Below are 21,921 nucleotides of genomic sequence, written 5' to 3'. Positions count from 1 at the left end.
CGCCGCTGTCTACCAGCAGCGCTGGGAATACGAGCTGTCCCTCAAAGAAATCGAAACGCAGCTTCTCGCGCCCGGTGCGGGACTGCGCTCAAAATCCCCGAAGATGGTCCGTCAGGAGTTCTGGGGACTCCTCCTCGCCCACTACGCAATCCGCGCGCTCATGGTCGAGGCCGCTGACACCGACGGGATCGACCCCGACCGGCTCTCGTTCCAACGAACCCTGAACATCGTCCGCCGCCAGATCACCGATCAGGCGGCCTTTTCCCCCCTCGACACTCGCGCGGGCGATCACCAGAGCCATCGCCGAGATCCTTGAACGAATCACACGGGAGCGCAGACCCCGACGCTACCCTCGCGTCAGCAAGAAAGGAAACCGACACAACTTCCCGACCAAGAAGTCATCCGACGGAGGCGTGCGTTTCGCTCCAACGATAATGATCACCGGGCGGATCTTATCTTAGCGGCATTGTGGTAAGGACAACTTCTCGGTCGACCGGGAAGCCGCCGAAAAAATCAAGGAAGCCGTAGGCATCGAGATCACCTCTGATGCGGCGTGGGAGAATCGGTTCTTCCTTCGTCGCGTCGTACGGTGGCTGGCCGAGGCGGGCATCGACCAGTTCATCGACATCGGCGCCGGCCTGCCCACCCAGGGCAACGTGCACGAGATCGCCCAACAGGTCAACCCCGACGCCCGTGTCGTCTACGTCGACAACGACCCGATCGTCCTGGCACACGGCCGAGCCCTGCTGGCCAGCAACACCACCACAACTTTCATCACCGCTGATCTACGCAATCCCGACACAATCCTCGGCCGCCCCGACCTACGCGCTCTCATCGACTTTTCCCGGCCGGTTGCCGTCCTGTTCATCGCCGTTTTCCACTTCGTCACCGACGAGGAGAACCCGGCCGGCATCATCGCCACGTTCCGGAACCTGCTGGCACCCGGCTCCTACATCGCTCTGACACATGCGACCGCGGAGGGCTCGCCACCCGACCAGGTGGCCCGGGTCGAGCAGGTGTACAAAAACGCCACCTCGCCCTTTGTCTTCCGTCCGCACCAGCGGATCGAAGCCCTGTTCACCGGCTTCGACCTGGTCGAGCCCGGTCTCGTCCGGCCCTGGCAGTGGCGTCCGAGCGAGGACGACACACGCACCACCTGGCAGTTTGCCGGCGTGGCCAGAAAGAGCGACCAGGAGTAACCGCTGGCGGACCATTCCAGCGGTCCGCCGGCCCAGCCATACCGTGGGTCTCCTGATGTCGCGTGCGTGTCACGGGCCCGCTACGTCACGTTGCGCTATCACCTTTGTCGGGGTCAGCCGGACCAGCAGTTCCCCGGGCACACCGTTGCGCCGGCCGAACTCCTCGGCCCGGTCCGCGCCCATGTAGCGTCCACCGATCGCGGTCRCCCAGCGCAGCAGCTCGGCGGGATCCTCGGAGACGCTCGCCCTCCCCTCGACCAGCACGAAGGAGTACGGCGGGTTCTCGTCGTCCACGCACAGGCTGGCCCGCCCCTCCCGGCGCAGCGCCCGGCCCTTCACACTGTCCGCGCCGGTGGTGAAGACCACGTCCTCACCGTCCAGGACGAACCAGATCGGCGCCACGTGGGGCCGGCCGTCCCGGCGGACCGTCGCGAGCTTCCCGGTATGCGTACCGGCCGAGAGGAAGACACGCCATTCCCGTTGGGTCATCGACGCCATGCGCCCTACGTTCACACGGGTTTCCCCAGCCCGCATCCGCACCGCCGGCGCCCTGCCCGCCGCCCGCGAGCCCGCCGACAGCGGCCCGCCGACGGCGGGCTCGCGGGCGGCGGGTACGCGGGTACGGTCCCTGTCAGGCGACGGCGGCTCGTAGCTGTTCGACTCGGTCGGTGCGCTCCCAGGTGAAGTCGGGGAGTTCCCGGCCGAAGTGGCCGTAGCTCGCGGTCTGCGCGTAGATGGGCCGCAGCAGGTCCAGATCCCGGATGATCGCGGCTGGGCGGAGGTCGAACACCGCCGAGATCGCCTGTTCGATCGTGGGTACCGGCACCTGCTCGGTGCCGAAGGTCTCCACGAACAGGCCAACCGGCTCGGCCTTGCCGATGGCGTAGGCGACCTGGAGTTCGACCCGGCGGGCGAGCCCGCTCGCCACGACGTTCTTGGCCACCCAGCGCAGGGCGTACGCGGCCGAGCGGTCGACCTTGGAGGGGTCCTTGCCGGAGAAGGCACCGCCGCCGTGCCGGGCGTACCCGCCGTAGGTGTCAATAATGATCTTCCGGCCGGTCAGGCCCGCGTCGCCCTGCGGGCCGCCGATCTCGAAGCGCCCGGTCGGGTTGACCAGCAGCCGGTAGCCGTCCACCTCGATACCAAGGTTCTGCTCGGCCACCCGCTTGAGCTCCGGCTCGATCACCAGCGCCCGGATGTCCGGGGTGAGCTGCTGCTCCAGGTCGATGTCGGCGGCGTGGTGAGCGGAGACGACGACGGTGTCCAGCCGGACCGGCCGGTCGCCGTCGTACTCGATGGTCACCTGGGTCTTGCCGTCCGGGCGCAGATAGGGCACGGAGCCRTCACGGCGGACCCGGGCGAGCCGTTGGGCCAGCCGGTGCGCGAGTGTGATCGGCAGCGGCAGCCGTTCCGGGGTCTCGTCCGTGGCGTACCCGAACATCAGGCCCTGGTCACCGGCGCCCTGCCGGCCGAGCTCGTCCTGCTCGCCCTCCACCCGGGCCTCATAGGCGTTCTCGACGCCCTGGGCGATGTCGGGCGACTGGGAGCCGATCGAAACGGTCACCCCGCACGTCGACCCGTCGAACCCCTTGGTGGACGAGTCGTAGCCGATCTCGATGAGCTTGTTGCGGACGACGCTCGGAATATCGACGTAGATCTCGGAGGTGACCTCGCCGGCAACATGCACCAGGCCGGTCGTCAGCAGAGTCTCGACGGCGACGTGGGACCGCGGGTCACCAGCGAGAAAAGCGTCGAGAACGGCGTCGCTGATCTGGTCGGCGAGCTTGTCGGGATGTCCTTCGGTAACGGATTCCGACGTGAAGAGTCGACGGGACACGGTTGCACCTCATCTCATGGGCGTGARTACACCTGTCGGGCGGATCCACCGACCATATTGTCCATACATATCGGATGATCGGTACGAACCGTACCGGGGGTCCGGGCCGGAGACAGGGGCGGGACAGGCTCAGGAAGCCGTACAGATGGCCGAACTCACCCCGGCGAAATCAATATGGGCCCGCCCTACGAGCACCACCGGGATATACACGGTATCGACTTTCACACGCCGGTCACGAGATCGTCAACATCACCTATACTGTGACTTAAATCACGTAACTTTTCTTGATATTCATCAATAAGGGTGATAAATGCTCATMCGTCGGCGAGTGCCCACTCCARCAGCCACTGGACGGCCTCGGTGTGCCGCCTCGCCGCGCCGAGATCGTCCCCCCAGGCATACAGGCCGTGTCGGGCGATCAGTATGGCAGGGGTTCGCGGATCCCGCAGCGCCACGATCCGGTCACCGAGGTCGGTCATGTCCTGGCTGTTGTCCACCACCGGGATGCGGACACGGTCGCCGTCGGCGCCACGTCCCAGCGCCTTGAGCATCTCCAGGCCCTCGAGCTCGACACCGCCCGGCCAGCGCTCGGCGGCCCGCACCGACGCGATCGTGTGGACGTGCACCACCGCCTGCGCGCCGGCGGCCTCGGCGAGCCGCGCGTGCAGCGCAGCCTCCGCCGACGGCCGCCGGGCCGGCCCGACCGGCCGGGCGGCACCCGCGGCGTCGACCACGGCCACGTCCCCGGCACGCAGCTCGGACTTGTCCAGCCCGCTCACGGTGACCGCGAGCCGCAGCGGGGCCCGGCACAGCACGATCGACAGGTTCCCCGAGGTCGCCCGCATCCAGCCGAGGGACGCGTAGCGCGCCGCCTCCCGGGCCAGCGCCTCGCCCGCGACGCGCAGGCCGGCCGGCCACCCGTCGGCGTCCACCAGATCGCCGTCACCCGTCAGATCGTCACCCACCAGATCACCACCTACCGAAACGACTCTCGCCCACCAGATCATCAATTCCCGCCGGTGTCGTCGCCACCGGCATCCGCCCCGCTCCCCGGACGCCCGTATGCCCCGCGTCCGCCGGACAGCCGGACAGCCGGTCGACGTCCGTTACGGACCTGCGATCTCACCACCGGACATACCCGGGCTGCCCCGGCCGGCGGCATATCGTGCTGTGGATGACTCCCGTCGGCCGGCCTGTCTCCTGGACGGGCAACGGCATCCGCCTGCTCGACCAGACCGCGCTGCCCGCCCGGCTCGTCCACCTCGAGGTCACCGACGTGGACGCACTCGTCGCCGCGGTGCGGCGGCTGGCCGTCCGCGGCGCTCCCGCCCTTGGTGCCGCCGGTGCCTTCGGGGTCGCCCTGGCCGCGGCCCAGGCCGAGCGGGAGAACTGGGACGCGGCCACGCTCGCGCGGGCCATCGGCGCCATCCGTGACGCCCGTCCCACCGCCCTCGCGCTCGCGCTCGGGGTGGACGCGGCCCGCCAGCGGCTCGCCCACGGAATCGCCGCGGTCCTCGCGTACGCCGACGACCTCCTGGAACAGGACGAGCGGACGAACCGGGCGATCGGCGCGCACGGCGCGGACTGGCTGCTGCGGGACGCGGCCCGGCCCACCGGTACCACCGGTACCACCCACAGCGGCGATACCGACAGCGGCACCGGCCGACGGCCGCTGCGCATCCTCACCCACTGCAACACCGGGGCGCTCGCGACCGCCGGCTGGGGGACGGCGCTGGGCATCATCCGCGAACTGCACGCCCGCGGCGCGCTGGAAATCGTCTATGTGGACGAGACCCGGCCGCTGCTGCAGGGCAGCCGCCTGACCGCCTGGGAGCTCGATGTCGAGAACATCCCCCACCTGGTACAGGTCGACGCCGCCGCCGCGGGGACGATCGTGCGCGGGCTCGTCGACGCGGCCGTCGTGGGTGCCGACCGGATAGCCGCCAACGGCGACGTCGCCAACAAGATCGGCACCCTCGGGGTGGCGCTGGCCTGCGCGTACGCGCGGATCCCGTTCGTCGTGGCCGCCTCCGCGTCGACCGTGGACTCCGCGACGGCGTCCGGCGACATGATCCCGATCGAGCTGCGGGGCTGCGAGGAGGTGCTCAGCCACGCCGGATCGCGAGTCGCGCCGGCCCGCTCCCGGGCGCACAACCCCGCCTTCGACGTGACACCGGCGCATCTGGTGGACGCGCTCGTCACCGAACACGGGATCGTCGAGGTCGCGCGCGGCCAGCGCCCACAGCCACCTGCCCCGTCCCGGTAGACCGTCGGCATCCCGGTGGGCCAGTTCCGGTGGACCATCGGCCGCTGCTGGCGGTGTCGTGATCAGGGCGGCGGCAGGATTCTGATCTGGGCGAGGTCACCCACCGCCGGATGGTCACCAACACCGCGGTCGTGGTTCGGCTCGCCCGGCCGGCGGACGCCGACCGTCAACCAGCCAGCGGCACGGGCGGCGTCCAACTCGTCGACAAGGTCCGAAAGAAAGACCGTCCGGCCCGCTGGCACACCGGTCGCCGCGGTGATCGCGGCGTAGGACGACGGCTGCCGTTTCGGGCCCGCCGTCTCGGTGTCGAAATACCCGCTGAACAGGCCGCGCAGGTCACCGGCCGGGCTGTGGGCGAACCAGGCGCGCTGCGCGGCGACCGACCCGGACGAGAAGACGTACAGCCGGTGCCCCCCGGCCTGCCAGGACCGCAGGGCACCGGCCACCTCCGGATACAGGTGGGAGGTCAGCTCACCCGCGGTGAAACCGGCGTCCCAGATCAGCCCCTGCAGGGTCTTGAGCGGGGTGACCTTCTCGTCCGCGTCCAACCAGGCACCCAGCGCGGTGACGATCCGGGCGGTGTCCGCCGCCGGCTCACCGATCAGCTCACGGACCTGCGCGAGCGCCCGGCGGGTGTCCGGATGCCGCTGATGGCTGTCGATCCACGCGCGCAGCCGCGCCCGCGAGTACGGGTAGAGGGTGTCCACGACAAAGGATGTCGCGCTGGTCGTCCCCTCGATGTCGACGACAACCGCCTCGGCGGTGACCGTGACGGCAGCGGTCACCGGGCAGCGGCGGYCACGGCGTACAGCGCGTCGAAGTCGGGGAAACGGGACGCGATGTCGCTGCCGGTGAAGTCACCGACCCAGCCGTCGGCATCGTGGAAGAAACGGACCGCGGTGAACGACGGGCTGGTACCCATGTCGAACCAGTGCGTGGTACCGGCCGGCACCGACAGCAGGTCGCCGGCCTCGCAGAGCACCGCGTGGACCTCGTCACCGATGTGCAGGTAGAAGACACCGGCGCCGGCGGCGAAGAAGCGCACCTCGGCGTCCGCGTGGGTGTGCTCGGCGAGGAACTTCGCCCGCGCGGCGGTGGCCGTGGCCGGCCAGTCGGGCGCCTCGGTCGGATGCAGCGCCACCACGTCCACGAGGATGAAGCCCTCATCGGCGATGACCTTGTCCACCTGTTCCCGGTAGGCGGTGAGCACCGCGTCCTGGCCGGCGTCGGACGGGAGATCCACGATCGTCCACTGGTCGAACCGGACACCGATCGGCGCGAGGGCGGCGGCGATCTCGTCCGGTCGATCGGTGTCGCGCAGCACGCGGCCCGGGTCGTCGGCGGGCCAGGTTGTCAGGTGCGTCATGACGGCCTCCTCCGGTCGTGTCCGCGGCGGGCCTTGGCCCGGCAGTCCCGCCTCGGCCCGACAGTCCCAGTGTGACGCCGGACATGCGCCTGCGCTGGCAGTCCGCGAACCAGCGCAACGGAAATGGCACACAGCGGAGACCGCGCGGACACCGTGGCCGTTGGCCGTCGCGGGGGTCGTCATCGCAGCGGGACGGTCACACCTCCGCTGAACGGGCCGTCGTGGAGCTCCAGGTGATCGGGTGTGGCATCGATGGGAATGTCGAAGACGAGGGTGCCGCGGACCCTCTCCCCCTCGGAGATGTTCCCCCAGAGCTCGTTGGAGAAGGCCGCCCGGGACAGCAGCTGATCGGAGCCGTGCCTGGCACCGGTGGTGTCGTACAGGCTCTGCGAGGCCAACGCCAGCGTCCGGTCCGAGCCGCCGACGTTACTGACGGTCACCTCGGCCAGGCAGTACTGGCCGTCCGGATGCCTGGGGAAGAACCCGGCCTTCAGCTCGTCGACGCCGCACTGGATGTTCGTCACGGTGAACTGGAGCTGCCCGTCCCGGACCGGGACACCGATGGCCGCCGCGGGTGTCGCCGATGGTGACGGCGTGGCCGCCGAGCCGGTGGGGCTGCCAGCACCCGGGCTGCCCGCGTCGTTCCCGCTCTCGCCGAGGCTGTCCAGGACGACCCAGCCGACCAGCAACAACAGGGCCAGCAGGGGGACGAGCAGCCACCACCGGCGGGACCGCCGGCGTGGCGGCGGCGTGGGCGGATACCAGCGCGGCGGCGCGCCGGCGGGCTGGCCGAACTGGTCGGGCGGGCCATGCTGGCCGAACTGGTTGGGCTGGCCGAAGCGCGCCGGGCCGCCGAGCTGCGCCGGCTGGTTGAACTCTGCCGGCTGGTTGAATCCGGCCGGCTGACCGAACCCGGCCGGCTGGTCGGCCGGGTAACCGGTGGGGAAGGCCGGCGGGCCGACCCGGGTCGGCGGCGGGACCGCCGCCATCTGCTGCGTCCAGCCGAGCACCTGGTCGATCGGTGTGGACGCGTTCACGTCGGCGTTGCCGTCGACCAGGCGGAGCAGCAGGTCACGGGCGGCCGGGCGGGAACGCGGATCCTTGGTCAGCGCGGTCTCGACGACCCGGCGCAGCGGCTCGGCGAGCCCGGCGAGGTCCGGCGGCTCATCGACGATCCGCGCGCCCAGGTCGGCGTCGGCCTGCGGCCCGAACCGCCCCGGCTCGACGAACGGATGCCGGCCGGTACCGGCATAGGCGACCAGCAGGCCCCAGGTGAAGACGTCCGCGGGCGGGCCGACCGGGTGGTCGAGGATCTGCTCCGGCGCCATCCAGCCGGACGTCCCGAAGATCAGCCCGCGGTCCAGGTCGTGCCGCACCACCCCCGCGGGCTTGGCGATACCGAAGTCGATCACTCGCGGCCCGGACAGGGACATGATGACGTTGGCCGGTTTGAGGTCGCGATGGACGATCCCCGCGCGGTGGATGGCCGTGAGCGCGGTGGCCACCCCGATCGCGGTCCCGGTCAGGGTCGACGGGGGCAGCGGGCCGTCCTCCATGACCACGCGGTCCAGCCGCCGTCCCTCGATGTACTCGGTGACCAGGTACGGCGGGGTCGCGTCCGGGTCGGCGTCGAGCACCGAGGCGGTACAGAACGGCGAGACCCGCCGCGCCGCCGCCACCTCGTGCCGGAAGCGCTCCCGGAAGTCCGGCTCGGCGGCGAGATCCGAACGGATCACCTTGACCGCGACCGGGCGACCAAGGGTGTCCCGTCCGAGATAGACGGTGCCCATACCGCCGCTGCCCAGGCGAAAGTCCAGCACGTATCTGCCGAYGGACGCCGGATCGCCCACGTCCAACGGCTCCAGTGACTGTGCCGTCGCCCCACCCCCGGCACGACCTGGCAGCATCACGTCTGTCGCCGCCGCGCCGATACACGCCTGCTCATAGCCCCATCGTCACTCATCCGGGGCCGGATGGGCAGGTCGACAGCGCACCAACGGCCACCCCGGCAGGCTGTCGAACAGCGGACTGTCATACGGCCGACCGGCACGCGGCAGGCCGTCGACCAGCGACCCGCCGTGCGGCATCCGGACAAACACCGGAGGCAGCACATCCCAGCCTCGGGCGCATCCCAGGCTTCGGGTACGTCCCAGGCTTCGGGCGCATCCCAGGCCTCGGGCGCATGAAGCCTCGGGCGCGGTGGCATCCCCGTCTCAGGCACACCGGCATCTTCACCTCGGGCGCATCGGCGTTTCGCTCCGGGGTGTGCCGGCTGTCGTCTCGGGCGTGCCGGCGTCGCTGCCCGTCCATCGGCACGCCGTACCGGCGGCACCTGGTGGATCGAGCGGATCCGCGTGGATCCGCATCGATCCGGGTCCGACCGACGCCGTCCGCCTCCCGGGAGCGGACGGCGCCGGACTCCTGCCACGGTCAGGACGTCGGCCGTGTCAGGTCGTAGACGGTCTGCCCGCCCACGGTCAGCGCGGTGAAACTGCTTTCCACCCAGGACGTGATCTCACCGGATCCGCGACCGCCGAACCCGCCCGGACCGCCGAATCCGCCCGCTTCACCCGGACCGCCGAAAACACCCGGTTCGCTGGAGCCGCCGGGTTCGCCGGAAGCAGCCGGGTCGTCGCCCGCGGCGGGTGCGGCGCCGGCGGACGCGGCCGGCGCGGCCGGCGCGGCCGACCGGCCGGCACCGCCGCCCGCGATGTAGTAGTGGATGTCACCGGCCGCGACATATTGTTTGAACTGGTCCAGGGTGGGCGTCGGGTCGCCGCCGCTGAACCCGCCCATTGCCATGACGGCCGTACCGCTGGCCAGCTCGAGCGGGCCGGCGCTCTGGGAGCCGGACGTCGCGGCGGCCCAGCGGTGGCCGGCCTGGCCGTTCCTGAGCAGTTGGACGATTTCGGAGTCGGCGGCCACACCGCCGCCAAAACCACCACCGGGTCCACCAGCAGAACCGCCGGCACCACCACCGAAACCACGGTCATCACGTGGTCGGCCACTCGCCGCGCCGTTTGTCGCGCCGCCGGCCGGCCCGAAGAACTGGCGGGTCATCCTGCCGGGAAAGCCGCCGCCGGCCGTCGCGGGGCCAGCGCTGGGAATCGACCCGGAATGGGGAGCCGACGCGGTTTCGACGGCATAGGCGGCCGACGGCGCTCCCAGGGCGAGCGCGACCGCCGCCGCACCCACTACAGCGCCGGCAACGCTGCGGGTTGGCAGCCTGCGGCCGACCAGCAGGGCGAGGACGCCGACGCCAGCGGCTGCGACAACGAYGAACCGCAGCGCCGGATACCAGTCGGGGGTACGGTTCAAAAGCACGAACGACCAGCCGCCGGTGACCCCGACCGCCGACGCCATCAGCACCCGGGAAACCCAGGAGTCCCTGGCCCGCCAMAAAGCCGTCCCGCCGAAAGCAAGAAGGCCGCCGATTCCCGGCGCGACCGCAATCGTGTAGTAGGGATGGATAATGCCGCTCATATAGCTGAACACGCCGCCGGTGACGAGCGTCCAGCCGCCCCACAACAGCAGACCGGCGCGGACCCGATCCGTGCGCGCCGCCCGGCGGGTCACCCACAGACCACCTACCAGCGCTATCAACGCGGCCGGCAACAGCCAGGAGATCTGGGTGCCCATCTCACCACTGAACAGCCGGTTCCAACCGGTGGCACCGCCGAACATGCCACCGCCGGGACCACCGCCAGTGCCCGGGCCGCCGACCCCGCCGGGAGGCGCCATCTGGTTCAGATACGCGGCAGCCCCGGCTGGGAGATCCCCCTGGGGCGGGCCGGTGAACATTCCCCGACCGGCGCCCCCGCCGGGATTCCCGTCACCGCCGAAAACACGGCCAAGGCCGTTGTAACCGAAGGTGAGCTCGAGAATGCTGTTGTTGGTCGACCCGCCGATATAGGGCCGGGAGTCCTTCGGCCACAGCTCGACCGCCGCCACGTACCAGCCGGCGGAGACGACGATCGCCCCCGCGCCGGCCAACAGGCCGAGCAGCCGCCGGCCGACGGATGTGGGCGCGGCAACCAGATACACCAGCGCGAACGCCGGGACGGGCAGGAATGCCTGCATCATCTTCGTCAGAAAGGCGAACCCGACCGCCACCCCCGCCAGCGCGATCCAGCGAAAACCGCCGTCCTCGGTCGCGCGCACCACAGAATAGGCCGCGACGACGAGCAGCAGCACCAGCAGCGCGTCCGGATTGTTGAATTTGAACATCAGCACCGCGACGGGCGTCAGGGCGAAAACGGCGGCGGCGAGCAGTCCGGCCCGCGGCCCGATCCAGCGCCGGACCACCAGATACAGGATACCGACGGCCGCCACACCCTCGAGCGCGTTCGGGACGAGCATGCTCCAGCTGTTGAAACCGAAGATCCGTCCGGAGAGCCCCATCACCCACAATGACGCCGGTGGCTTGTCGACGGTGATGAAGTTCGACGCGTCGAACGAGCCGAAGAACCATGCCTTCCAGCTCTGTGTGCCGGCCTGGACCGCCGCCGCGTAGAAGCTGTTGGCGTACTGGGAGGCGCCCAGCCCCCACAGATAACCGACAGCTGTCGCGGCCAGCAGGACGAGCAGCGCCGGGCGTATCCACCACGGGTCGGCCGCATGCCCCCGCAGCGGCCGGGGCAGCCGTACCGGTGACCGGTACGCTGCCCGTCCCGGCATCTGCCGCGGCGGGGCGGTCGGCCCGGGGTTGGTGTCGACCGTGCTCCAGTCGAGCCCTCCGACGCCCGCGCTCATCGTGTGATCAGGCTGGTGGAAGTGGTGCTGCCGGTTCCGGTGGCTCCACCGGAACCGGCGGGGCCGTTAGGGCCGCCGTAGCCGTCAGGTCCACCCGGCCTGCCAGGCCCGCCGAATCCGTCTGGCGCACCCTGTCCAGCTGGCCCGCCAGACCCGCCGCCGGGCAGACCGGAAGCGCCGCGCAGCCGCGTGAAGCACTCCCGGAAAGCCTCACGGGCCTTGGAGTCCGTCGGGTCCGGGCGCACGGGGGTGCCGTCGTCGACGGTGACGCCCTTGCTCCGCAGGCATTCCTGAAAATCTTCCTGGTCGATCGCCGCTCTGGGGCCGCCCTGCGCCCGTCCGCCGCCCTCCGGGAACCCGCCGTAGCGACGATATCCCTCACCGTATCCACCACCAGGGAACCGTCCGTAGCCCGTACCGTCGCCGGGGATGCCGCCCGCGGCCAAGGAGCGGGCCGCGTTCTGGCCACCGCCCGTCCCCGTACCGGCGGCCAGCACGGCAGCACCGGTGCCCAGGACCACGACAAGCACCGCGGCGGCCGCGATCAGTCCGTTGCGTCGCCGGTGGGAACCGCCGGCCTCACCCGGCGGCCGGCCCTCCGTTCCGGCGGCAGCACCGGCGACGGCAGCGGGACCGCCGGGGCCCGCTGGGTCTCCCGGAGCGCCGGGACCACCGGCGGCGGGCACGCCCGGCTGGCCCGACCCGACCCACCACTGCCCGGCCGCCGCGGCGGAGGCGGGCACCTCCGACGGCGTGGCGTTGACCAGCGCGACCACGTCCGCCACCGAGGTCGCGGGACCGATCACGTCGGCTCGCACCTGCGCCCCGAAGTCCGCTGGGACGTCGACACCGGGTGGCGTGACCACCACCACGGCGGTGTCACCCGACCTGGTCGCGAGGATCGGCAGCAGCTCCCGGTCATACATCGTCACGACCAGAATCGTCCGGACCGTCACGTTCGGTGGCTGCGGTCGGGGCGGCCCGTCACCAGCCACGATGGTCGGCCCGTCCGCGGCAGGCGGCGACTCGAACGGCGGCTCGCTCGATGGGGGGAGAACGTCATAGTCGGGTCCGAGCGCTTCCGCGATCAGGCCCGGGTCCGCGGGAAGCCCCAGACTCAACCACACACGTGTCATATGCACACCGTCGCGGTCACGCCTGAGAGAAAGCTTTCAGGAACCTGGGGACTTCCTTGTAGATCTGCCCATCGGCCCCGCCGCGGGCGTCTCTCCCCCGAACGTCTCCCCCGACGCCATGGGGATCCCGCCTCATGGCGACACGAAGAGAACAGGTTGCCGCGCTGTGACAGCCGCGTTGTGACAGCCGCGCTGCCGGCCTTCCGAGTGGTCACTCGTCTTCCGAGCGGCTGTCAGCCTTCCGAGCGGTCATGCCGTCCGCGTGCTGTCCGCCCCGGCGCGGCCGTGGCCCATCCCTTCCTCATCATGATCCAAATCATGGTGATCAATAGCCGGACAATGGATATTCCGTTGCTCTTTTTGTGAGTTTCTTGTGTGATGAGCGAACGGAAAATCCCTGAGGCAACACTCCAACAATGATCCGCGGAAATCGGCCTGTAGAGGTAGTGCCCCACAGGGGTTCGGTCGCGTCGGGGGGCGTCATGAGCATCGGTACCGGCAACGCGAGCACGTCCATGGCCGCGACCACCAGGACAGCGATCAGCGTGGTGGACGGCGCGGCCGCGCCACGGTGGATCGTCGTGCTGACCGGCCTGGTCGCGCTCGCGGCCGTCGTACCCCGACGGACCTGGCGCAACAGCGGCCATCTCGACACCATCGCGCACGAGGGCGGCCATGCGCTCGTCGCCTACCTGCTCGGGTACTGGGTCGTCGGCGTGTGGCTGTTCCCGGACACCTCCGGGCTCACCGGCTCGTACGGGCGGCCGAGCCGGGTGACCGGCTTCCTCGTGTCGGCGGCCGGTTACACCGCGCCGTCGGTGCTCGGGCTGGGCGCGGCGGCCCTGCTGGGCGCCGGCCACGTCACGGCGACGCTGCTGCTCGCCGTCGTGGCGCTGGCCGCGCTCTTCCTCGTCGTCCGCAACGCGTTCGGGATCGTCCTCGTCGTCGCGACCGCCGGGATGGTCGTGTTGGCGCTGCGTTCGGCCGACGCGGGCACGCAGAGCGCCCTCGCCTGCTTCCTCACCTGGTTCCTGCTGTTGTCCGGCCCCCGGTCCGTCCTCGACCTGCACCRACAGCGCAGACGGGGCCCGTCCTCCTCGGACGCGGACGCCATGGCCGAACTCACCGGCCTCCCCGGTGGCATCTGGGTCGCAGCCTTCGCCCTGGCCAACACCCTGTGCCTGCTCCGCGGAACAACCCTGCTCCTGAACTGACCGTCCCGGCCCCTCGTCGGTCACACGGAGGATACTGCCAACGACCGGCGCGCTTCTCCTGGAATAACTGCCATCGTCATCAGGCGGGTTTCTCCGGATGGGATCTGGCGTCGCCGTCCGGAGCTGGTCACCTTCGGCGCCGGGTGACCGGTCGGCGGTCGTGGTCGACGGGTCGGTAGTGGGCGGGTGGGTGGTTCGCGGCTGTCGGCGGGATGACGCCGGCGGGATGGTGTGGGCCGCGACGGCTGGGTGGAGGCTGTTTCCCAGGGTGTCGGCGCTGCCCGGGGCCTCTTTTCGATCGGTCGACAGAGGGGTGTCGGATGTGTTACATGCATCGGATGCGTCAAGTCGGGTAGAGGTGTTCCATGGTTCGACACCGGAGGGGTCCGGCAACACAGCGCTCTCGGAGCGTCACCTACGCCGCGCTGGACACACGTCCCGCCGCTCACGCGGCGCGTGCCGTGCGTCCGAGCGTCCCTCAGCTTCTGTTCGCCGCGACCACGGTGGCGGCTGTCATCGCCATGCCCTCCGACGTGTTGGCCGGTTCGACGTCGACGCTGTCCGACGCGCCAGCTGCGGCTGGCCCCGCCGCCACGAGCCCGGTGGCCGGGAGCCCGACAGCCGTCGGTCCGGGGGCCACGGAGCAGACGGCCACGGAGGCCACCGGTCCAGTGGCTGCCGCCGGGCCGGCGCGGCAACCAGCCGTGATCACAGCAGTTCAGCGGGACGGCTCGTCCGTGGACGAGCAGATCGCGCAGGCGGTGCGCAGCAGCCCGCTGCTGGGCGAGGTCCCGCCGGGAAACGTCGAGGTGACCGACGTCCACGTGTCCACGGTCGACCCGGCCGTCGCGACCGCCCGTGTCATACCGACCGGCGGTGAGACCGACCCCGCCACCGCCCTGCTGCGCCACAGCGCTCCCCCGGGCTCCCGCTGGGCCCTGACCGAACTGGGGACGGCCGGCGTCGGCTGCGACGCCCTGGCCCCAGCGGTACGCGACGACCTCAACCTCCCCTGCGAGACCCTCCCGCCCGGCTGACCGAGCGCCCCCGGAAGCCCCGGATCATGACGACGAGGGAACACGTGGCTGCTGTGACAGCCACGTGTTCCCTCCGTTGCGGTGGCCGGAGCGCCATCAGGATGAGGACGCGCGGCCGCCTCTGGTCAGCGGGCGCGCGCCCGGCCCGTGAGCGGGTGTCCGGTCAGTGGGCGAACGTCCAGGCTGACAGGAAGGCGACGGCGAGGATGATCGCCCCGCGGATCGGGGCCTGCCAGCGCTCGACCGCGGCGCGCCGCTCGCTGACCGACGACAGCGGGCCGGCCAGGGTCACGAGCAGGATCCCGGCCCACGCCAGCGCTTCCACCGGGCGGTCCGCCCGGGTGTCGAACGCGTAGAAGACAACCGAGAACACGAGCACGGCCGCGAGCAGGACCTGCGGCAGCATGAGCAGCGACACCTTCGGCTGGAAAGCCTTCTCGGTCGTACCGGACGAGCGAGGCCGGTATCCGGACGCGACACGCGCGAGCGCGAGCAGGTAGATCGGGGAGTTGAACAGCACGCTCGACACCGTGCGGGGCGCCGCCCGCGTCCCCGCGTACGCGGCGATGAAGAACAGGGTGCTGGCGAAGTAGGGCAGCCCGAACAGCAGATACGCCCGCTGGGAGCCGGTGGAGGCGAGCTGGGAACGGAAGACGATGGACAGCACCGGCCCCAGCGCGAAGACCACCTGAACGGACGCCAGCAGCGGGCTGAGGGTGCTGTGCAGGTAGTGCGCCCGCTGCCAGCGGGTCAGGCCCGGCTTGGCCAGCGGGTTGTCGAACAGCAGCAGCCGGGTGCTGTCCATCGCCCAGCGCAGCCGCTGCTTGGCGTAGACGGCCGCSGTCGCCGGCGCCGTCCCGATCGATATCGGGACGGGATGATAGACGCTGGACCAGCCATGAGCATGCAGTTCGTATGACGTCTGGACATCTTCTACTATATTCCATTCGCTGAATCCGCCGACTGATTCAAGCGCGGACCGTCGGTAGAGCGTCCCGTTCCCGCAGGAGACCGCCGCGTTGTCCCGCTCCTTCGCCGGCTGCAGGGAGCGGTAGAAAATGCTATCGGCGTTGTTCAGGACGTCGAGACGGCCGGTGTCGAAACGCTGGGCGGTGCAGACGAAACCGACGTCTGGATCGCGCAGATAACCGACCACCTGCTCCCCGAGATCCGGGACCACCAGATGGTCCGCGTCGAGGGCGAGAACCGCGTCACCGCGGGTGCGGGCCAGCGCGTGGTTGAGGTTGCCGGCTTTCCCCGGCGTACCGTCGACCCGGGTGAAGCAGGGCACCCCGAGCCGGGACGCGAGCGCGTCGATCTCCCGCCAGTCCTTCCGGCCGGCGATACGGCCGTCGTTGAGGACGTATGTCTGGTGCGGATAGTCGATGGCGAGGGCGAAACGCAGGGTCCGCTCGACCATGGCCGCGGGCTCGCCGCACACCGTCACGAACACGTCCAGAGTGCCCACCGGCGGCGGGGCCTGCCGGGCAGCGCCTGGCCGCAGCCGGCCCATCATCACCGCCGTCCACCCGACGGCCAGGTAGGCGACCAGCTCAGCGGCATAGAACAGGTAGCCGATCGCGCTGGTGCCGCCGAGTGTCGCCGTCCGCCAGGCCAGGTAGATCGCGCCGAGCGCGATGACGAGCAGGCCTGCCACCCGCCCCGTCCGGCCGCTGACCGCCGCTGCCCCAGTCCCGCCCGCCGCGGTGGCCGGGCGTGCGCGCGGGGGTACTTCCGCTGGCTGCCGGGGCCTGGGCACCAGCGGCACGAGATCGCCGTCAACCGGCGCGGCAGCACCGGACGGTGCTGTGTCGCGAGCCATGTCTACCACCTTTCGAAAAAATCAACCTGTTCGGCGACCGTCCACACGAATGCGTCTGGGACGTGTCCGGGAAAGCTTTCAATCAATGCGCTTCTCCCGGCTGGTGACAGCCGACCGACATGAGGGCCTCGCAAGCGTTCGACCTCGATGATTACAGCAGCGCACGTCCACCATGACACAGGGTGAAAATCAGCGCTTCTTTCCTGAACGGCGGCCCCGAGCCGTATCAGGCCCGTCCGTCACCAGCCACCGGTAATGTCACCGGTAATACGATGGTTCGCCCGCCGAAAACAGTGTGAAACGCCCGTTCGGTACGCCGCGCCGGCCGCTTCGGTAGCGTTCCTCCCAGGACACGACGCGCCACTGTCGCCACTCCGGATGAATTCCGGTGGCACACACGGACGCCGGTGGAAGTGTCCACCGCGGTATCAAACCGGGCGCCGCGGGAGCCACGGACGAAAATGTCCAGAAACTGACTGCCGAACCAGCACCCGCGGCGCGACGGGCACCCCCTGGGCCGATTCCGGCGGACGCCACGGCCCATCGGGCAGGCTCTACACCAGCGACAGGTCTGTGACAGGCCTGTCGCTGGCCTGTCACAGACCTCTGTCGACGACACGCTGGAAGGCCCGGCCCACGCCGCCATCGGRCCCGCGTGAGCACAGCAACGATCATGACGTGGTCGGGCCATGCGTGCGGGTGCTCGGCCCACGCCGCCGTCGGGCTGTCGCCGGGGCGCCGGCGATCCGGGCACCGGGCCCACCGAAGCTCTGGGATCGGCATCGCCGCTCCGGTCGGAAACCGGAACCAGAACCGGACGCGAAAACGCGGTCCTCCGACCGCCCACTCACCCGGACAGCCGATAAATGATCATTACGTGATGGCGGTCATACGTCCAGGTTCTGGCAAGGGCGAGCCGTCGACACCATGGGATCATGGCGATGGAGCCGCGGTGGCGCGATCGCCTTTCTCCCGCGCTCGGGGCTGCTCACCGCGGGCCCGAAACCGACCGGAAAGCCGAACTCGGCCTGGCCCGATCAGCGGCCAGGCCACAGGTCAGGCCAGATCAGGCCAGATCAGATCAGGCCAGGTCGGGTCGGGTCGGATCGCGGCAGGCCCCGTCCCCGGACCACCCGGGGGAACGATCATGTAACCCCGCCCGGGGTTACCCGAGAGGAGGACCGATGCCGTCCGTGCTGTGGCTGCACGGAGGGGCGTGCGGCGGGAACACCATGTCCTTCCTGAACGCCGACGAGCCGAACGTCGTCGACCTCGTCACCAGCTTCGGGCTCGAGCTGCTCTGGCATCCTTCCCTCGCCCTGGAGTCGGGAACGGACGCGCGGAAGCTGCTGCGGGCCTGTGCCAGYGGCGAGACGCCGGTGGACGTCCTGGTGTTCGAGGGCTCCGTGATCGAGGGGCCCGAGGGCACCGGCCGCTACGACATGTTCGCCGACCGGCCCATGAAGGACTGGGTGATCGACCTGGCGGGAACGGCCCAGACCGTGGTCGCGGTCGGGGACTGCGCCTGCTGGGGCGGGATCGCGGCGACGGCGCCCAACCCGACATCCTCGACCGGCCTGCAGTTCCACAAGCGCGAGCGCGGCGGCTTCCTCGGCGCGGAGTTCCGCTCGCGCGGCGGGCTGCCGGTAGTCAACATCCCGGGCTGCCCGGCCCATCCAGACTGGATCTCCCAGATCCTCGTCGCGTTGGCGACCGGCCGGGCCGCCGACATCGACCTGGACGAGCTCCAGCGGCCGCGGACGTTCTTCACCAGCTTCACGCACACCGGATGCACCCGTACGGAGTTCTTMGAGTACAAGCAGTCCACCACCACGTTCGGGGAGGGCACCCGCACGGGCTGCCTGTTCTACGAGCTCGGCTGCCGCGGCCCGATGACCCACTCGCCGTGCAACCGCATCCTGTGGAACGGCCAGTCGTCCAAGACCCGCGCGGGCGTGCCGTGCATCGGATGCACCGAGCCGGAGTTCCCGTTCTTCGACCTTGAGCCGGGGACGGTCTTCCAGACCCGCAAGGCCGTCGGCGTCATCCCCCGGGAGATCCCGGAGGGCACCCGTCACCTCACCTACCTGGCCCAGTCCGCGATCGCGAAGATCGCCGCCCCGGACTGGTCGAAGAAGGACACGTTCGTCGTCTGACGACCTGCCCCGCTCCGCCTGCCCCCGTTGCCTGCCCTGGCTCCCCGCCACAGGCGGGAGCCACGCCGGCTGGAACGTCCACCGCCGGGCCGAACCATGCCGGCCGAAGTGGACGCGACGCCGGCTGGACGCCGCCGAACGCAAGCGCGCCGACTGGAAGAAGGACACCGATGACCACCGTCGATCTCAACGTCAGCCCGATGGGCCGGGTCGAGGGGGATCTGGACGTTCGGGTGACGGTCAGCGACGGCATGGTGACCTCCGCCTGGACCCAGGCGGCGATGTTCCGGGGCTTCGAGATCATCCTTCAGGGCAAGGACCCCCGGGCCGGCCTGATCGTGACCCCACGCATCTGCGGCATCTGCGGTGGCAGCCACCTGTACAAGTCCGCGTACGCCCTGGACGTGGCATGGGGCACCCGAATACCGCCCAACGCCACGCTGGTCCGCAACATCGCGCAGGCGTGCGAGACGTTGCAGAGCATCCCGCGCTACTTCTACGCGCTGTTCGCGATCGACCTGACGAACAGGAAGTACGCGCGCTCGCCGCTCTACGACGAGGCCGTCCGGCGGTTCGCCCYGTACACCGGCACCAGCTACGCCCCGGGGGTCGTCCTGTCCGGCAAGCCGACCGAGGTGTACGCGATCCTCGGCGGGCAGTGGCCGCACTCCAGCTTCATGGTGCCCGGGGGTGTCATGGGCGCACCCACCCTCTCCGACGTCACCCGGTCGATCGCCATCCTGGAACACTGGAAGAACAACTGGCTGGAGAAGTACTGGCTCGGCTGCTCGGTCGAGCGCTGGCTGGCCAACCGCACCTGGGACGATGTGCTCGCCTGGGTCGAGGAGAACGACTCCCAGCACGACAGCGACTGCGGCTTCTTCATCCGCTACAGCCGTGACATCGGCCTGGACACCTACGGCGGCGGGGTCGGCAACTACCTGGCCACCGGCACCTACTTCCACCCCGATCTCTACGCGGAGCCGACCATCGAGGGGCGCAACGCCGCCCTGATCGCCCGCTCGGGGATCTGTTCCAACGGCGAGTTCTTCACCTTCGACCAGAGGTGGATCCGCGAGGACGTCACCCACTCCTTCTACGAGGGGACGCAGGCCCGCCACCCGTTCGACGGCGAGACCCGGCCGCTCGACCCGCAGCGAGGGCGTGAACAGGGCAAGTACAGCTGGGCGAAAGCGCCGCGCTACCACCTGTCGGGGCAGGGATACGTCCCGATGGAGGCCGGCCCACTGGCCCGCCGGATAGTCGCCGGCGCCCCCGGCGCCGCCGCCCACCAGGACGACGACCCGCTGTTCACCGACATCATCGCCCGGATCGGGCCGTCGGTGCTGGTCCGCCAGCTCGCCCGGATGCACGAGGCCGCAAAGTACTACCAGTGGACGCGGCAGTGGCTCGACCAGCTCGACCTGCGGGAGAGCTTCTACACCAAACCGGCCGAGCCCGCCGAGGGCCGTGGTTTCGGGGCCACCGAGGCCGCCCGCGGATCGCTGGCCGACTGGATCGTCATCGAAGACGGAAAGATCGCGAACTACCAGGTGGTCACGCCGACCGCGTGGAACATCGGCCCGCGGGACGGCTCGCAGACGCCCGGCCCGATCGAGCAGGCCCTGGTCGGCACACCGGTCGCCGACGCCGAGGACCCGGTGGAACTCGGGCACGTGGCCCGCAGCTTCGACTCCTGCCTGGTGTGCACCGTGCACGCCTACGACGGGCGGACCGGCCGGGAACTCAGCAAGTTCGTGATCAACGGTGCGGTCTGACCCGGGGGAGACACAGGGGGAGACGGACAAGGAGCCCAGCGATGAGTGACGCCCGGCCGACCGGGCCGACGTGGAACGAACCCGGCCCCGGCCTCGAGGCGCTGTCAGAGGCCCTCGACGAGGCGGCGACCGGCGTCCGGGAGCTGGAGCCGGCGGCCCGGCGGCGGGCCGAGCAACTGCGGCACRCCGTCGAGGCTCTGCACGGCAGCGGGATCAACGCGATCGTCCGCCGGCTGCGCGAGGATCCCCGCGGCCGGGAGCTGCTGTTCGAGCTCGCGGACGATCCCGTGGTGCGCCTGCTCTTCTCCGTGCACGGGATCCTCCAGCCCACGCCGGTGACCGAGTCGCTGCGCGCGCTGGAGAAGGTCCGCCCGTACCTGCGGGCGCACGGCGGGAACGCGGAGCTGGTCCGGGTGGACGGGGACACCGCGTTCCTGCGGGTCAGTGGCACCTGCAACAGCCGTGCGCTAGCTGGGGTCACACTGCGTGAAGTCGTCAAGGAGGCTCTGATCGGCGGTGTCGGGTCGATCGCGCGCGTGGTGATGCTGGCGGGTGACCCGCCCCCGACGCTGATCCCGCTGGGTCCGGTGCGTAACCGCGACGGCGGGTGGGTGGCGGTCGGGACTGCGGTAGGCCTCGGCGAGCAGCCGATCACGGCGCTGCATCTCGAGCGGGCCGACGGCGTCAAGGCCAACATCGTGGTCATCAGCCTCGACGGCCAGCTCATCGCCTATCGCGACACCTGCGCCCACCAGGGCCTGCCGATCAACGTGGCGCAGCTCGATCCGGCCACGGACACCCTCACCTGTCCGCGGCACGGATTCTGTTACGACGCGCGCTCCGGCGCCTGTCTGAACTCCCCGGGCGCGCAGCTGACGCAGCTGCCCCTGCGGGTGGACAACGGCCAGGTGTGGATACGGCTCGACGCATGACGGCCGGCCACGCGGCACGATCACGCGGGGRCTGTCCGGGCTGTCCGGGCCGCCGGTCCCGGCCATCGCTCCCCGGCCCTCGACGGTCAGCCGGCCTGGCGGATCCCGGAGTGATGCGGCGCCCTCAGGATCTTTCCTGGGGCGCGCTCGCCAGCGGCCACCCAGTATCCGCCGTCAAGGCGTAGGCCCACCTGCGCGGGCGGAACGCACCGGCCGTCGACGCGGTGGGCGTCGAACCCGGTGCCCACTCCCGCGAAGGTCTCGTGGCAGCCCGGGCAGTGGGCGGCGGTCAACGCCGTCCACTGCACGTCGCATCGCCCACAGCCCAGCAGAATCGGGCGATCGTAGTCGACGTCCCGGCCAGCCAATGGCTCGCTCCTCACGCATGTCCGAGCTCTCGCCCTCCGCAACCATGGTTCTTCCGTC

17 protein-coding genes and 1 pseudogene are annotated in these 21,921 nt (G+C 70.4%); 8 read left to right on the top strand and 10 right to left on the bottom strand.

What is annotated here, in order from left to right; all coding sequences use genetic code 11:
* Together BL254_RS26785 and BL254_RS03600 are read left to right on the top strand one after the other, a co-directional pair.
* Positions 1 to 316: pseudogene (locus BL254_RS26785) on the top strand (IS4 family transposase); the annotation flags it as partial.
* A 196-nt stretch (positions 317 to 512) separates the two neighbouring features.
* The gene (locus tag BL254_RS03600; protein ID WP_083730812.1) at positions 513 to 1,199 is read left to right on the top strand and encodes an SAM-dependent methyltransferase; all 687 of its coding nucleotides are present in this window, start codon (positions 513 to 515) and stop codon (positions 1,197 to 1,199) included.
* A 69-nt stretch (positions 1,200 to 1,268) separates the two neighbouring features.
* Here the strand turns inward: BL254_RS03600 and BL254_RS03595 are convergent, their stop codons facing one another.
* The 3 genes from BL254_RS03595 to mtnB all read right to left on the bottom strand — a co-directional run bounded on the left by BL254_RS03595 (position 1,269) and on the right by mtnB (position 4,001).
* Positions 1,269 to 1,697 carry a PPOX class F420-dependent oxidoreductase gene (locus BL254_RS03595; RefSeq protein WP_076842515.1) on the bottom strand — a complete coding sequence of 143 codons (429 nt, stop codon included), beginning with the start codon at positions 1,695 to 1,697 and terminating at the stop codon, positions 1,269 to 1,271.
* 133 nt (positions 1,698 to 1,830) lie between these two features.
* A complete protein-coding gene (gene metK / locus BL254_RS03590; RefSeq protein ID WP_076842514.1) occupies positions 1,831 to 3,036 on the bottom strand; it encodes a methionine adenosyltransferase in 1,206 nt (401 codons plus the stop codon).
* A gap of 314 nt (positions 3,037 to 3,350) precedes the next feature.
* Positions 3,351 to 4,001: a methylthioribulose 1-phosphate dehydratase gene (mtnB, locus tag BL254_RS03585; protein WP_254857766.1), complete on the bottom strand. Its 651-nt coding sequence runs from the start codon at positions 3,999 to 4,001 to the stop codon at positions 3,351 to 3,353.
* 209 nt (positions 4,002 to 4,210) lie between these two features.
* Here mtnB and mtnA point away from each other — a divergent pair, with 209 nt between their 5' ends.
* Complete coding sequence (mtnA, locus tag BL254_RS03580; protein ID WP_076842521.1) at positions 4,211 to 5,302, top strand: S-methyl-5-thioribose-1-phosphate isomerase; 1,092 nt, start codon at positions 4,211 to 4,213, stop codon at positions 5,300 to 5,302.
* 62 nt (positions 5,303 to 5,364) lie between these two features.
* Here mtnA and mtnC read toward each other — a convergent pair whose 3' ends face one another.
* From mtnC to BL254_RS03555, 5 genes are all read right to left on the bottom strand, one after another.
* Positions 5,365 to 6,087 carry an acireductone synthase gene (gene mtnC, locus BL254_RS03575; protein WP_047224538.1) on the bottom strand — a complete coding sequence of 241 codons (723 nt, stop codon included), beginning with the start codon at positions 6,085 to 6,087 and terminating at the stop codon, positions 5,365 to 5,367.
* Complete coding sequence (locus BL254_RS03570; protein WP_076842513.1) at positions 6,084 to 6,668, bottom strand: acireductone dioxygenase; 585 nt, start codon at positions 6,666 to 6,668, stop codon at positions 6,084 to 6,086. The genes mtnC and BL254_RS03570 overlap by 4 nt, the downstream gene beginning before the upstream one ends.
* 179 nt (positions 6,669 to 6,847) lie before the next feature.
* Entirely contained in the window at positions 6,848 to 8,518 is a 1,671-nt protein-coding gene (locus tag BL254_RS03565; protein WP_305775644.1) for a protein kinase domain-containing protein, read from the bottom strand.
* A 580-nt stretch (positions 8,519 to 9,098) separates the two neighbouring features.
* Positions 9,099 to 11,420: a glycosyltransferase family 39 protein gene (locus BL254_RS03560; RefSeq protein WP_076842511.1), complete on the bottom strand. Its 2,322-nt coding sequence runs from the start codon at positions 11,418 to 11,420 to the stop codon at positions 9,099 to 9,101.
* Positions 11,417 to 12,556: a hypothetical protein gene (locus tag BL254_RS03555; protein WP_076842510.1), complete on the bottom strand. Its 1,140-nt coding sequence runs from the start codon at positions 12,554 to 12,556 to the stop codon at positions 11,417 to 11,419. The genes BL254_RS03560 and BL254_RS03555 overlap by 4 nt, the downstream gene beginning before the upstream one ends.
* 482 nt (positions 12,557 to 13,038) lie before the next feature.
* Between BL254_RS03555 and BL254_RS03550 the strand changes: the two genes are divergently transcribed.
* Complete coding sequence (locus BL254_RS03550) at positions 13,039 to 13,770, top strand: M50 family metallopeptidase (protein ID WP_076842509.1); 732 nt, start codon at positions 13,039 to 13,041, stop codon at positions 13,768 to 13,770.
* Positions 13,771 to 14,231: 461 nt separating this feature from the next.
* Entirely contained in the window at positions 14,232 to 14,807 is a 576-nt protein-coding gene (locus tag BL254_RS03545) for a hypothetical protein (RefSeq protein WP_076842508.1), read from the top strand.
* A 163-nt stretch (positions 14,808 to 14,970) separates the two neighbouring features.
* Here BL254_RS03545 and BL254_RS03540 read toward each other — a convergent pair whose 3' ends face one another.
* Positions 14,971 to 16,629 (bottom strand): glycosyltransferase, encoded by a 1,659-nt coding sequence (locus tag BL254_RS03540; protein WP_047224544.1) that lies wholly within the window; start codon positions 16,627 to 16,629, stop codon positions 14,971 to 14,973.
* A 1,184-nt stretch (positions 16,630 to 17,813) separates the two neighbouring features.
* Here BL254_RS03540 and BL254_RS03535 point away from each other — a divergent pair.
* The 3 genes from BL254_RS03535 (at position 17,814) to BL254_RS03525 (ending at position 21,495) form a co-directional block, all read left to right on the top strand.
* Entirely contained in the window at positions 17,814 to 18,785 is a 972-nt protein-coding gene (locus tag BL254_RS03535; RefSeq protein ID WP_076842507.1) for a hydrogenase, read from the top strand.
* Positions 18,786 to 18,955: 170 nt separating this feature from the next.
* Positions 18,956 to 20,563 carry a nickel-dependent hydrogenase large subunit gene (locus BL254_RS03530; RefSeq protein ID WP_076842506.1) on the top strand — a complete coding sequence of 536 codons (1,608 nt, stop codon included), beginning with the start codon at positions 18,956 to 18,958 and terminating at the stop codon, positions 20,561 to 20,563.
* Between the two features lie 41 nt (positions 20,564 to 20,604).
* Positions 20,605 to 21,495, top strand: coding sequence for a NifU family protein (locus tag BL254_RS03525; protein ID WP_076842505.1), 891 nt, complete (start codon positions 20,605 to 20,607; stop codon positions 21,493 to 21,495).
* Positions 21,496 to 21,581: 86 nt separating this feature from the next.
* On the opposite strand, the gene BL254_RS03520 is transcribed toward BL254_RS03525, so the two are convergent.
* A complete protein-coding gene (locus tag BL254_RS03520) occupies positions 21,582 to 21,863 on the bottom strand; it encodes a hypothetical protein (RefSeq protein ID WP_013871966.1) in 282 nt (93 codons plus the stop codon).
* Positions 21,864 to 21,921: the final 58 nt, after the last annotated feature.

Source organism: Protofrankia sp. BMG5.30, from assembly GCF_001983005.1.
GTDB lineage: Bacteria > Actinomycetota > Actinomycetes > Frankiales > Frankiaceae > Protofrankia > Protofrankia coriariae.
Note: the sequence above shows the minus strand (reverse complement) of the source record. Positions and strands in the feature narration are given on the sequence as shown.

What these genes read in the sequence shown, in the direction of transcription:
- mtnA (WP_076842521.1), top strand. Translation starts at nt 4,211, where the DNA reads ATGACTCCCGTCGGCCGGCCTGTCTCCTGGACGGGCAACGGCATCCGC.
- BL254_RS03555 (WP_076842510.1), bottom strand. Translation starts at nt 12,556, where the DNA reads ATGACACGTGTGTGGTTGAGTCTGGGGCTTCCCGCGGACCCGGGCCTG.